At 42.5% G+C, this 12,845-nt stretch carries 14 protein-coding genes; 4 read left to right on the forward strand and 10 right to left on the reverse strand.

Annotated features, from left to right (window positions below; all coding sequences use genetic code 11):
• Nucleotides 1–60 precede the first annotated feature (60 nt).
• From BLS16_RS24500 to flgM, 8 genes are all read right to left on the reverse strand, one after another.
• Nucleotides 61–2,058 (reverse strand): flagellin N-terminal helical domain-containing protein, encoded by a 1,998-nt coding sequence (locus BLS16_RS24500; RefSeq protein WP_176786029.1) that lies wholly within the window; start codon nucleotides 2,056–2,058, stop codon nucleotides 61–63.
• Between the two features lie 472 nt (nucleotides 2,059–2,530).
• Complete coding sequence (gene csrA / locus BLS16_RS01305; protein ID WP_092328892.1) at nucleotides 2,531–2,764, reverse strand: carbon storage regulator CsrA; 234 nt, start codon at nucleotides 2,762–2,764, stop codon at nucleotides 2,531–2,533.
• Nucleotide 2,765: 1 nt separating this feature from the next.
• Nucleotides 2,766–3,224 carry a flagellar assembly protein FliW gene (gene fliW / locus BLS16_RS01310; RefSeq protein WP_092328895.1) on the reverse strand — a complete coding sequence of 153 codons (459 nt, stop codon included), beginning with the start codon at nucleotides 3,222–3,224 and terminating at the stop codon, nucleotides 2,766–2,768.
• Between the two features lie 89 nt (nucleotides 3,225–3,313).
• Nucleotides 3,314–3,862, reverse strand: a complete 549-nt coding sequence (locus tag BLS16_RS01315) for a DUF6470 family protein (protein ID WP_092328897.1) — start codon at nucleotides 3,860–3,862, stop codon at nucleotides 3,314–3,316.
• A gap of 28 nt (nucleotides 3,863–3,890) precedes the next feature.
• Nucleotides 3,891–4,799 carry a flagellar hook-associated protein FlgL gene (gene flgL / locus BLS16_RS01320; RefSeq protein WP_092328900.1) on the reverse strand — a complete coding sequence of 303 codons (909 nt, stop codon included), beginning with the start codon at nucleotides 4,797–4,799 and terminating at the stop codon, nucleotides 3,891–3,893.
• A 14-nt stretch (nucleotides 4,800–4,813) separates the two neighbouring features.
• The gene (gene flgK, locus BLS16_RS01325) at nucleotides 4,814–6,598 is read right to left on the reverse strand and encodes a flagellar hook-associated protein FlgK (protein ID WP_092328903.1); all 1,785 of its coding nucleotides are present in this window, start codon (nucleotides 6,596–6,598) and stop codon (nucleotides 4,814–4,816) included.
• A 4-nt stretch (nucleotides 6,599–6,602) separates the two neighbouring features.
• Nucleotides 6,603–7,085 (reverse strand): flagellar protein FlgN, encoded by a 483-nt coding sequence (locus tag BLS16_RS01330; protein WP_092328905.1) that lies wholly within the window; start codon nucleotides 7,083–7,085, stop codon nucleotides 6,603–6,605.
• Nucleotides 7,086–7,113: 28 nt separating this feature from the next.
• Nucleotides 7,114–7,392 (reverse strand): flagellar biosynthesis anti-sigma factor FlgM, encoded by a 279-nt coding sequence (flgM, locus tag BLS16_RS01335; protein ID WP_092328908.1) that lies wholly within the window; start codon nucleotides 7,390–7,392, stop codon nucleotides 7,114–7,116.
• A 486-nt stretch (nucleotides 7,393–7,878) separates the two neighbouring features.
• Here flgM and BLS16_RS01340 point away from each other — a divergent pair, with 486 nt between their 5' ends.
• On the forward strand, nucleotides 7,879–8,694 hold the full coding sequence (locus BLS16_RS01340; protein ID WP_092328910.1) for a flagellar motor protein: 816 nt from the start codon (nucleotides 7,879–7,881) through the stop codon (nucleotides 8,692–8,694).
• On the forward strand, nucleotides 8,691–9,548 hold the full coding sequence (locus BLS16_RS01345; RefSeq protein WP_092328913.1) for a flagellar motor protein MotB: 858 nt from the start codon (nucleotides 8,691–8,693) through the stop codon (nucleotides 9,546–9,548). Before BLS16_RS01340 ends, BLS16_RS01345 begins: the two co-directional genes overlap by 4 nt.
• Nucleotides 9,549–9,758: 210 nt before the next feature.
• On the opposite strand, the gene BLS16_RS01350 is transcribed toward BLS16_RS01345, so the two are convergent.
• Nucleotides 9,759–10,793: a M28 family metallopeptidase gene (locus BLS16_RS01350; protein WP_092329147.1), complete on the reverse strand. Its 1,035-nt coding sequence runs from the start codon at nucleotides 10,791–10,793 to the stop codon at nucleotides 9,759–9,761.
• A 31-nt stretch (nucleotides 10,794–10,824) separates the two neighbouring features.
• Here BLS16_RS01350 and BLS16_RS01355 point away from each other — a divergent pair, with 31 nt between their 5' ends.
• Together BLS16_RS01355 and BLS16_RS01360 are read left to right on the forward strand one after the other, a co-directional pair.
• Nucleotides 10,825–11,262 (forward strand): YaaR family protein, encoded by a 438-nt coding sequence (locus BLS16_RS01355; RefSeq protein ID WP_014904684.1) that lies wholly within the window; start codon nucleotides 10,825–10,827, stop codon nucleotides 11,260–11,262.
• Between the two features lie 82 nt (nucleotides 11,263–11,344).
• A complete protein-coding gene (locus BLS16_RS01360) occupies nucleotides 11,345–12,133 on the forward strand; it encodes a CheR family methyltransferase (protein ID WP_092328915.1) in 789 nt (262 codons plus the stop codon).
• 388 nt (nucleotides 12,134–12,521) lie between these two features.
• Here BLS16_RS01360 and BLS16_RS01365 read toward each other — a convergent pair whose 3' ends face one another.
• Nucleotides 12,522–12,716: a hypothetical protein gene (locus BLS16_RS01365; protein WP_092328918.1), complete on the reverse strand. Its 195-nt coding sequence runs from the start codon at nucleotides 12,714–12,716 to the stop codon at nucleotides 12,522–12,524.
• Between the last annotated feature and the right edge of the window lie 129 nt (nucleotides 12,717–12,845).

The following is a 12,845-nucleotide window of genomic DNA, read 5'->3' on the forward strand; positions in this document are numbered from 1 at the left end:
AGCCAGGAGCAAACGCCCCTGGCCCTGTGATAAACTTTATTAACTTGCCTTCTAAGCCAATTAACGGAGTAATTGGAGAACGCCTTGAGGCTGTTGGTTGGCCTGAGCCATCATTGCTTGTGCGGCTTGGGTCAGGATGTTGTTCTTTTGGAACTGCATCATTTCTTTGGCCATGTCTACATCCCGGATGCGAGACTCAGCAGCTGTTAAGTTCTCGCTGGAGGTTCCAAGGTTAGAAATGGTGTGTTCCAGACGATTCTGATAAGCACCTAGCTTAGAGCGTTCAGCGGATACGTTTTGAATAGCGTCATCCAAAACACTGATAGCTGCGGTTGCTTTTTCGTGGCTGGAAACATCAAGCGCATACTCAGTAGTAGTATTAGATGTGCCATCAGTTACTTCCTTAGTAGCTTTGAGAACAGCTTTATTACCGTTGCTGGCAGTAATAGTTGCCCCAGCCTCAGTACCAGAAATGTTTAAAGCCTCTGAACGCATATCATTAACTTCAACTGTCATGCTTTGAGCGGTATTTGCACCCACCTGGAAAGTGGCCTGAAATCCGTCTTTCGAAGTGCTGTTGGTTGTAACCGTAGGCTCAGTGAGAGACTCTTGACCTGTTTTTTGAGTCAATGTTAATTTATCACCAGTCACTGTAGCAGTATACTTCTGATTAAGCGCAGAATTACTATTGACAGCATTAGCCAAACGTGTAACTTGCTCTGTTAGCGTGCTACCTGCCAACATTGCGGTTCCATCAGCCAAGCCTGCATCGCTACTGTCAGAGGTTACCGCAATATCTACACCATCTACGGTAATACGTCCACCATCGGCAATTGGGGATACAAAACCGATATTATACTTGCCTGCCGAAGCAGTCGCAAGGCCGTCAACAACATTAGTATCTATTAAGTCTACTCCAGTAGCTTTAGTAGCTCTTTCCGTCAAAGTTATGGTATTGTCTTTGACAGTCGCTTCAAAGCGGCCACCTAAAGCGGCATTTGTATTTGCATTAATTGCAGCAGCGATTTCCTTCGCTTGAGCTTCAGGATCAGCACTTATATTAAACTGACCAGAAGCTGGACTAGCGTTAGCGGCTACTGCTGTTAATGTTTGACCTGCAATTTGCAATGAATCTCCGACGACTGAAAATGCTTTATCAAGATTAAAGGTATATTTGCCTTGAATTTCTTTAACGCTAGCCGTTGTCTGAGCATCGGTTAATGTGCCTGCTCCAACAACACTAGAGGTCAAAGCCACTCCTGTAGCTTCTCCATCTGCCTCAGTTAACGTTATTACGCCTGCAGCAGCTGAAACATTGCCGAAACGCTCATGCAAGTTTTTGTTTTCATTAATAGCAGCGGCTAAGCTAGCAGCCTGACTAGTTGCCGTTCCAGCTGTATCCGGGGTTCCATCAATGCTAAATTGACCAAGAGATGCATCAGCAGCACCAGATACAGCTGTGAAGGTTTCGCCACCAACTACAACTGTTGATCCAGCAGCAAGAGTGTCCGTGTCATCAACAGTCAGAGTATACACACCGTTTACTTCTGCTGTCGAGCCTGTTACTTCTGCAAATGCAGCAGTGTCGCCAGCGATACCACCACGAGTTATAGTTTTGAGGTCAGCAGTGATTTTTTCACCGCCACCATTCAACAGTTTTTGAGTATTAAACTCAGTAGTGTTACCGATACGGTTTATTTCGGAAGTAAGCTGATTCATTTCCTTCTGAATTTCGCTACGGTCGGAAGTGGTGTTAGTATCGTTCGCAGACTGAGTTGCAAGCTCTTTCATTCTTTGCAGAATGCTATGAGTTTCGCTTAATGCACCTTCAGCAGTCTGGATCATGGAAATACCATCTTGAGAGTTACGGGCAGCTTGGTCAAGACCACGAATTTGACCGCGCATTTTTTCGGAGATAGCAAGACCTGCAGCGTCATCGCCAGCTTTGTTAATGCGAAGACCTGATGACAGTTTTTCTAAGGACTTGCTGCTATTAGCAGTGTTGGTACTCATCTGGCGATATGTGTTGAGAGAAGCCATGTTGTGATTAATAATCATTATATATTCCTCCTTGATTTTAATGCCAGGCATCCTTGCCCGTGCATTTTCCGGCTGACTATTGGCTCCTCTTCGCTCTCCGGCCGGTTAAGCTAAAGGCTACCTAATTAGTTCGCTTAATCTCTTTATCGGTTAGCTCTCTTCACGGCTTAAGTCTGGCTAGGGCTAAATTTAGGCATATACTTCTTCCTTAATCGCTTTTTCTTCAAATTCCTCCTGTTTTAACTCAATCAACTAAATCGAGAAAATAGTAGAATCATTAAGAGCAAAATCTAAAAGAAAAGTCACTGAAATACTTGCAAGTTAAGTATTCAGTGACTTAAATAATCAAATAGTATCCTCTACAAAACTCATAAGCTTAATTCTAAGTAAAAATATTTACCACCAAGAAGTGGATATTCCTAAATTACAGAAAGTAACGAACTAATGCAAAGATGCTAATAGAATCAAGAAGTAAGACGCTCAATGCTTCTTACTTCTTAATTTGCAATGATTTCAGCCTATCCAACCCAGAGATAATATTTGGAACGACGGCTTGTTTGTTTTCTGCTGCAATAGCATCATAAATCTCACCCCGAAAAATCTTGATCGCTTTAGGGGCTTCAATGGTTAGCCGGATGTTATCACCTTTGATACTCGCAACCGTCACTACAATGTTGTCGCCGATGACGATTCGTTCACCAACCTTGCGGGTAAGAGCCAACATATTACCTTCCCCCTTCGACCGCTTCTTTAGGAAAGCCGTCAGGAAATAGTTTATGTTTTATAGAGTATTCTGGTTTGTCTAGTATTATTTGTTTACCGGTACAATTCAGTATATTCATCACTACAGGCGCCAACAGGTTCGCCGTCATATCTTCGAGCTTTTCCTTAACACTTGCAATCAAAAATACTTGCGGTGGATTTGATTGGGAAAGATCCAACTCTTTGGCCACCTCATCTTCAAGAATAAATTCATAATCTTGAAAAAAAGCAAAAGGATTAACTAATAAGAAAGTCAAATTGACTTCTGTCGTTGACTGCAGATATGAAAAGGGACTTTCTTCTTCAAGGGGTATGAATGCAAAATTCTTTTCCTCAGGAAAACCCGGTATTCCCTGAGGGAATTTAAATAATTGTTTTTCAGCTACTTCCAGTTCACCGAATCTAGTCGACTTTATTTTCATAGTATTTCCTCCTAGGTGGAGTTATCCAAATCTCAAATCCAACTATAGTGTCAGTTGAGACTATTAATACCCATTATAAAATTATCTCCTCAGACCTTGACATCTACGACGGAAATTTCGACCCTCGGATATTGTGTGACCTGTACATTCACACTACCGGGTTGGTAATTCCCCTCTATGGTACCCCATTTTAAGTTCAAATCCACTCTTCCATACTTTGGGTTAAATTGAACCGGATTAGCTTGATAATGAATTTCCGGAGATTCAATATATGCATAAGTTATCTCCGGGGCTTCGGAAAGAGCAGAATTGGCAGCTATATCGACTATCGCATCGGTATTACTCTCAATCCGAGCCAGTTGGTTTCCTTCTTGAGCAATCCTGGCAATAGCATCCATTGCAGTTTGCCTGCCCAGGGCCGCGTTATCCCTAGCAAAGTCGGCGATATTTTTCAGTCCGATTGAGTAACGACAGGGATATTGATCAATCGTCAGCTCACCGCGGGGTTGGTAAATCTCTACTGTCGGCGGAGTTGTCTCTATTTGCACCTTGGGTTGAGTGGTTTGCAGACTTAGCTTAGCATTATTATTAGTATATTCCAGACGGATGGGTTGGGTAGAAATATTGATTTGGAGCATGGAAGTGCCTCCCTTCCGTTACGTACTATTATCTAAGAAAGTCTGCTAAAGACATGGGCATTATCGATGCCCCAATTTGAAGGGCCATCTTGTAGACATTCTCCGCGTTTTTATAATCAATAATCCCTTTTGCCACATCTATATAGTCATTATTTGCTTGATCCTCTGCAATAATAGTATTGCTGCCATCCAACATATTTTTAGCCATCTCGTACATTGACATTCGTGCTCCTAATTCCGTATGAGACTGCAACATACTGGAATGATCCTCCTCTATCAGAGCCAAGCCAGTTTCGGAAAGCCATTCTTGATCTTCTGTAGAACCTGACTTCAAATGATTTTTGATGTCTATTAGGTCATTTAAGATTTTTAAATTCGGGCCAAACACATCCTCCCCCGTCAGATTCACACTATCCTGACTGGGAGTGGAAATCCCCGGATGAATAGGCATAGATATCTTCTGATTGTCCCCATTATAGGTGATTGTATCTCCATCACGAATAAAGGGAGTAGTCTTATCATTCTGTCCCGCGAAAATATAGCGCCCTCCCAGCTGAGAGTTACCAATATTAATCATCTGATTGATTAGATTATCCACTGAATCCCCAATTGCTTGGATGGCTGATTGAGGGTTTGTACCGTTACTAGCCTGAACGACTTGCTCCTTAATGCTAATCATAATCGAACTCAAATCCTGCATGTCATCATCAGTAGTATTCATCCAGCTAAGTGCATCCTCAGCATTTTGAGTATACTGATTATTCAGCTCCATACTGGTACTGTATCGCAAACTCCGCACTGCTTTAATCGGGTCATCCGAGGGAGCATGGAGAGCTTTGCCATCTGCTAGTTGGGTCTGAATCTTGAGTGACTTTTCCAGAGACCTGTTGAGGCTGCCCAGAAAGTTGGAACTGATCGTATTATTAGTGATTCTCATAGCGGATTACCTCCTTATCGACCTACAACGCCTGTGCCGTTAATCAATTTATCCAGCATTTCATCCATGGCTGTCAAAACCCTTGCAGCCGCATTATAGCCTTTTTGAAATCTAATCATATCGGTCATTTCTTCGTCCATATTTACTCCTGATGTGGAGGCTCTGAGATTAGTTAGGTGATCTATTACCGTCTGTTGATTCGTGTACAGACGTTGGGCATCTTGTGATTGAATTCCTAATGTACCGATCATTGATGTGTAAAAGGCATCTAATGAAATGTTACCCAGAGTAGCAGAAACATCAGTTTTCAAAGAATTGCCCAACAAAATAGCATTATCTCCACTTGCATTATTACTGGTGGACAAGGAAAAATTGTACGTATTATTTATAGCAGGAGCACTTAGTGAGGAAGTGTCGATGCTAATAGTCATTCCTTTTAGAGTGAGCTGATGTGGACTTGACCCAGTTACATCTGAGCTCCAATTAGTGCCACCATCAGTAGAGTAGCTAATTCCGCTAACCTTGCCAAGTCCATCAAGAGAAGCAACCTTAACCATGACTGCAGTCGGGGTTGATCCACCCGTATAAGTACCTGTAAGCGTTACCGAAGGTATTTCACTATCAGTGTTTGTCGAACTAGGCGTGACTACCATTCCATTAGCCGCGGTTTTAGCTGCTAAAATAGCTAATCCAGCTGCTGAATCTGTGATTTCATGATTGACCGTTATCGCGTTGAGCCAAGCACCATCCGCAAGAGCACCTGCCCCTTTGTAGTCTGTATTGCTGTCTGCCCCAAAGAAATTGCGCCCAGAGACATTATCTGTACCGTAACCTGAACGATGCACTGCATTGAAATCCTGCAATAAGAACTTGCTAACTTTATCCAAGCTGGTCATGTATGCAAAAATCCCGGTTGAAGATGAATCCCGAGAATCGAGCAATGCCTTTACTTCCCCATTCGTAAAGTCTACCGGCGAACCATTGGATGCAATGGTCACTTTGGTAACTTCATAACCAAACGTCGGATCGATAGTTGTTGCAGTACTTAGCTCAGTATGACCGGAGTCATTTACTAAGTTCAAACTACCGGACTTTATCGTGTATTTCCCCGAACTATCTTCTTGTACAGAAATATTAACGAGCTTCGATAGTTGATCCACGAGTAAATCCCTTGAGTCGCGTAAATCATTAGCATGGTCGTTGCCCCCTACCTCAGTGAAGGCAATTTGCTGATTAAGTGTATGAATGTTCGAGGTTATTTGATTAATACTCTTTACATCTAATTCAATTGCTGAGTTAATGTTTTCGACTGTATCTTTAAGTTGCTGAGCTGCATGCTGGATGGTATTCACAACCGCAACTCCCTGCTGTGCTACAGTGGTACGAGCCCCGGTATCGGAAGCATTGGTCGAGAGCGTCTGCCAAGCCGTCCAAAATTGATTAAGCACTGTCTGAACCCCTGTATCCGAAGGTTCACTAAAGACATCTTCCATCTTACTTAGGGCTTCACTGTTTGTTTGACTGTAGCCAAGAGTTGAGGATTCTTTCCACAATTGTCGATCGGTAAAAGTATCTCTGGCTCTCATGATAGACCCTACTGCAACTCCGGCACCCGCTTGATTCTGTCCACGACTACCATAGACCTCGCCTGTCGGGAAGACAGTAACCATGTTGACCCTTTGCCTGGAATAGCCATCTGTACTGGCATTGGCAATGTTATGACCCACCGTATCCAGCCCGGCCTGCTGAGCATATAAACTTCTGGATAATATATTTATACCGCCAAAGGTGGAACCCATGTCTTCAAATCCTCCAATCCATAAGATGTCTCTTTTTAGTCACATCATTCGCTTTCTGACCTGGATATGTATAAGTGTTACTCTCTTGATGTGTCATAAGTTCCACTGTATAATCTACAATCTTCATTGCCTGTCGGAGAAGCAGGGAGTTAATCTCATGAATTTCTTGTAGTTGAGCAACTACATGGTCAAGATCATGTCTAATTCTATCTAAAGGTGGATAGTAATCCGCAAGTTCGGCTAAAGTCAGGTCTTCAGGTTTTTTATCTAGTTCCTGCCCTATTTGTTCAGCCCACAAGAGACGTTCTTTTTCCAGCAGATTGACCTTGCTGATGAAAGCCTCTTCTTGAGCTGTTACCGATTCAATTTCAAGCAGATTATTTTCTACTAATGCTTTTCGTTTAAGTCCTTCAAGGGTCATAAGTTCCTTGTAGAGTTCAACTTGTCGCTCTAAATTTTTATTTAAATTTTGAAGTGCTTCAGACACGGAAATCTCCCCCTCTGAATTGATAACTTTAGTCTTTTTGATAGGCCCTTAATAATATTTCAGCTATCCGTTGCCCGTCTGCTTGAAACTCTCCACGATCGATCTGTTCTGATAAAGCGCTTACTTTCTCCTCACGAACAGAGGGTATCTCTTTAGCCTTTTGCAGTAAGGACTGAAAAACTTGTGCTTTGTCTGAAACGGCAATCTTATCCGCCTCAGAAGCAGTCGTTTTATTTTGAACTTGTTTCAATCGATTAGCAGCTTGAATGCCACTTACAGGAGACATAGATGTCCGGTCTATTTTCATTTTGCTCACTCCAAATACATACTCTTATTCTTATATCGTAGATCCCCTTAAAAAACTAAAGAGGAACTTTTGTTTTTCTATGTAATATTTTCGGCGGGAAGAAAGAGTTCTAGCTGCCCTTCAGTATTTCTTGTATAATAAAGTAAGTTCGCGTCGAAAATTTATCATTCCCAAACAAAGGCAATAAGTAAGCTCACTGCATAATTAAAAGCTACTTCCGAATCAAAGACTTGCTACTTTGGCTGAGTAGAGGATACTCCCTACTTACCAAACACACACTTACAATCAAACTAGTAAAATTAGGGACTAAAGTTCCCCCCTCAAATTGACGATATAATTTAGAGTAGGTTTTCTAAATTCTTATTTTAACCTTCCCAAAATCCAATTTTGCCAAACACCTACTTAAATAATCAGCAAGGGAGGTCAGCCACAATTCCTTTCTACCTACCACGCTCTCTATCTTAAGGATTTTGTGGCAACAGCAACATGGATTTATCAACTATTATAGGTATTATCGTAGGTTTCGGGTGTCTGATCATCGGCTATATACTGGAAGGTGGAAGCGTAAGTTCCCTAGGAGGCTTTTCCGCTGCCATGATCGTCTTTGGGGGAACAGCCGGGGCTGTTATCATTAGCTTTCCTCTCGCTAACCTTAAGAACCTCCCTAAATGGATAAAGCTGGCCTTTACTTCTCAAACCTTCGGAACAGAAGAAGCCTATGAGACTTTGTTAAGGTTTTCAGAAAAGGCGCGCAGGGAAGGCTTACTCAGTCTGGAGCATGAACTAGAAATTGTAACAGATCGCTTTACTCATCAAGGCATGCAGCTCGTCATAGACGGGACAGACCCGGAAATAACTCGCGAGATTTTAGAATCTAATATTACTGTCTTAGAGAAAAGGCATAAGGTCGGAATCTCAGTCTTCGAAGCTGCCGGCGGGTATAGCCCTACAATGGGAATTATCGGCACAGTTATGGGTCTTGTAATGGTATTAGGAAATCTTTCAGACCCTGAAGCACTCTCCCACTCGATCGCTGCAGCTTTTATCGCTACTCTTTATGGGGTTGCCTCAGCGAACCTTTTATGGCTTCCCATAGCAACAAAGCTGAAAATGAAGGACAAAGCAGAGATAGCGGCAATGGAGATGGTTCTGGACGGTATCCTCTCGATTCAAGCAGGACAAAATCCTGCTATTTTAAAAGAAAAACTAAGAACCCATATGGGTTCTACTCTAGCCTCTATAGAAATAGTTAAAGAAGGTTCAGCCGAGCGCAGACGTGCGGCTGTAAGCGAAAGCCGATGAGGAGAAACCGTGAACACGAAGCAGAGAAGGAAAATAGTGATCGGTGGCTGCTTACTTATTCTGACCTGATTACACTACTTATGATTTTCTTTGTGGTACTTTATTCAATGAGCAAAGTAGATGCCGATCGATTCCAAGCTATTGCAGAATCACTTAACAAAGCTCTGGGTGGAGGGATTCCGGCAAAAATGGAAATGGCCGACAGTCCCGTCGGCCCATCAATCTTCACTACCGGAAGTCCTTCCTCAAACTCCACAGTTCCCGGAAAGGATACAGATCCGGACAACACCACGAATGCAGATTCTGACAACACTAACGGTGAAAATATCAATAGTGGCCAAGGAAATAACGAAGCTGAAACCATGAGCATAGAAGGCATTAAAGCAAAGCTGGACAAATTTGCTGCAGACAACGGAATTCAGACGAAGCTTGTTTCATCCATGGAAGAACGTGGTCTTGTGGTAAGTATCCAGGAAACCTTACTTTTCGAAAGTGGTTCCGCGGATATTAATGCCAAGGCCCGTGATATTTTGAGGAATATTTCTACGGTTCTGGCCTCAGCTCCTAACCAAATTCGAGTAGAAGGGCATACGGATAATGTTCCGATCCACACCGCTCAATTCCCCAGTAATTGGGAACTTTCTGTAATTCGTGCCACCAACGTAGTCCAAATTTTGCAGAATGAAGGAATCCGCCCCGGCAGACTCTCAGCAGCGGGTTATGGGGAATACCGTCCTATTGCCTTAAATGATAATGCCGAAGGTCATGGCAAAAACCGCCGTATTGACTTGATTATTCTGCGCTCTAAATATGACATTACCGAACCAACGAAAACTGCAGCTTCTACACCATAACTTTATGATGGCTTTAGGCCCGCCGATCCCTTTGGTAGTTTGCTTTTATTAACACTTTATAAAATAAACTTGTTCAGCTAAAGCTGAACATAGGGTCTTCCGTAGGGGATTCTACCGGATTCCACCCTCACCTAAATGGAAATCAGAACACCCACTTACAAGAAGTGGGTGTCTCAAAATTTGATGAAATACATTCAACTCCTTAGGTTCCTAAAAGGCCAGCAAATGAACCGCCCTATACATCAACTCTGAAGCTAAACTAATTTGCTCATGCTTTAACAAAGCTATGGTGTCTTCAGGGGTATGATTTTTATACAGCCAGTCCTTGGCCATTAAAGTTACAGCCGGAATATTCGCTGACGCAAAGCTTATTGAATCACTATTATGGCCGGCCGGCGGAGTTAATATTGCGCTTGCCCCACACTCAGAGGCGGCTTGGCGAATAGCCTTGACAGCTGTATTCTCACCATCCCCCCAGAGGGCAAAATTTCCAACCATTCCATTTCCAACAGAGTCCGCGTTTAAGACAGCTTGGATCTGAGCTAGAGGAAAGGTCGGAGATTGAACAAAGGCCTGAGATCCTATAAACCCCATTTCCTCCGCGCTCCAAAAGGCGATGACAATCGTACGTTTCGGGATAATTTCTTCACGCAGGATACGCCTCATAACATCCAGTACGCACCCAACGCCGGAAGCGTTATCATTGGCTCCGGGATAAAGTTTTCCTTCAAAAACTCCCAGATGATCATAATGAGCCGAAATCAGGATTATCTCCTCAGTTTTTTCGCCCATTAACCCTCCTATCAGGTTAACACTTGGGCTTCTGAGTGTTTTATTATTTCCCGGTCTAAAGGTTAATCTACCATTAACTCGAGTTTCCAACACTGGTGGAATCGTGTAAGTGTGAACAAAGCCTGTATTAGAGTCCCCCATGGGGCGCAGGCCCAGCATACTTAGCTGAGAGGCTAAGTACTCTGCAGCTTTTGCCTCGCCCACGGAGCCTGCCTTACGGCCTTCCATATCCGGTGCTGTTAAAACATGGATATCATCCATGGCCGTTCGATTCAGGCTTTCTAAATCAACCTTGCTTTCCGGTTCACTCGCCGCAGGACGCCATAATTCAACAGGCGGACGCCCAAGTCTCTTCTTAATAGTTCCTCCGATTGACGTCGGTAAAAAGCTCCACGGCAACATTACAGCACCAAGACCCAATAATACTTTTAAAAAAGCTCTACGCGTCTGCATATTAATCCTTTCATTAAAGAGGAGAATGACTATGTCTTTACGCATCAATTCCCCACATCAAACTCAGACTACCAATCTTGACTCTGCAAGCTCCTCAGAGCGCAGTAACGACTTTAGCAACGTTTTATCTCAAACTCAAAAAATTAACCGCCTTGAACTCCAATCCTTTCTTGGTCGACTTGAAACCCAAGGAAAAAAACTAGCTCACTCTCTCTCTATCCGAGATCTCAAAGATTTTCAAGATATGGTTAAGTCCTTTCTTCGCTCGACCTTTGGACAAAGCCGAAAAATGCAGGAAGAGACTTCTTGGGATTATCAGGGGCGGCCTAAGGTTATGGCCAGAATTGGTAAAATTGATCAAGTATTAGATGAACTCGGAAAACAGCTTCTTGATGAACAATCAGAACCCCTGGAGATCCTCACTAAAATTGATGAAATTCGGGGTATGATCATTGACCTTTTCGCCTAACAAGCCTTTATATTAATTCGCTGTAAATCTCAAAAATCATTTTTTATTAAGCTTAAATAATATGGAAAGAGGTGTAACCCCTATGTCGCAACCATCAATAGCCAATACCTACGAAGATTTTATTAAAGGGTTTCACCCCAAGAGTGGCTTAGATCTTAAGTTTTATAAGCAAAATCAGATGCAACGTCGCATTCTAAGCTTTATGAATTCTCATGGCCACCCTACCTATCCCGAGTTTTTAAAAGCTCTCAATGCTGATCCGGTTTTATATGATGCTTTTTTTAAGCACTTAACAATTAACGTCTCTCAATTCTTCAGAGATGCGACTCAATGGAAAACCTTACGAGAAACGATAATCCCTTTGTTAGTCAAAAACAGACCTTCCTTAAAACTCTGGAGCGCAGGATGTTCAAGCGGACAGGAGCCCTACTCTTTAGCCATGACCATGATGGAATACTTCTCGGCAAGTAAGTTTAGCATACTGGGTACGGATATTGATGTCAATGTGCTAAAACAGGCTAAAGATGGAGTCTATAAACAAAACGATTTTGCAAGCACCCCGACGGAATTCTTGCCAAAATATTTTACCCCAGCTGACAAAGGGCAGCAAATTAAAGAATCTGTAAAACGCCTAGTCACTTTCCAACATCAAAACTTACTAACAGATCGTTTCCAAACCGACTTCGACTTCATCGCTTGCCGCAATGTGGTTATCTACTTCACGGAAGAAGCCAAAGAAATGCTTTATAAAAAGTTTACCGACTCCTTGCGCCCCGGAGGAATCCTCTTTACCGGTAGTACAGAACATCTCTTCGGACTAAATCATCTCGGCCTCAAACCTGTCTCCTCGTTCTTCTATCAAAAACAATAGCATACTAGTATCTTCGTCAACCGCATTTTTCTTGGCTCTATAGCCCTCACTCTTTTCTGTGTTTCAGCATATTCTATAGCGGGTATGTGAAAAGACATTCTGTAAAAGGATGGGCAGTCGGTATGAAGATGAAAAATTCTAAAGGACGCCTGAGCAAATCGAGTCCGAGATTATCAGGGCAATGCGGCAAAATGCTGCTTAGGGGAAGAGCGGCCAAATGGTGCATCGATGCACCATTTGATTTTAACTCGCCTTACTTATATCGATTTTAATAACATAGTTATTCACCAAGTGTCCTTATTCTAATTAAAATCAACTATATTATCAGCTTGCTCAAAATCAATTAAGGGCTCTACCTCATAATTATGAGGTAGAGCCCATTTAGTGCTTAGGTTAGTGATGTAGTACACTCTCTTTCATACTGTCGAACAAACTCCTCAAGTGGATAAGTAACCCCTTTACCTTTAAACTCCAATGATACCTGCTGGGCATTCGGATTAAAACCGATAAACTTCATTCCGAGTAATTTGGCCATTTTGGATAATTCAATCCTCGCACCACGCCCGAAATCTTGTAAATGCATCCAACAACACGCCCCTTTTTCTAGTCTTGTCATGACTTCAAAAAGATAATGGTATCCCATTTTGGAACGCAGAAGTTATTAAGGAACTTTAAATGATTTGATTGATTTGATTTAACATTAGCTTAACAT

The organism is Desulfosporosinus hippei DSM 8344 (genome assembly GCF_900100785.1).
GTDB lineage: Bacteria > Bacillota > Desulfitobacteriia > Desulfitobacteriales > Desulfitobacteriaceae > Desulfosporosinus > Desulfosporosinus hippei.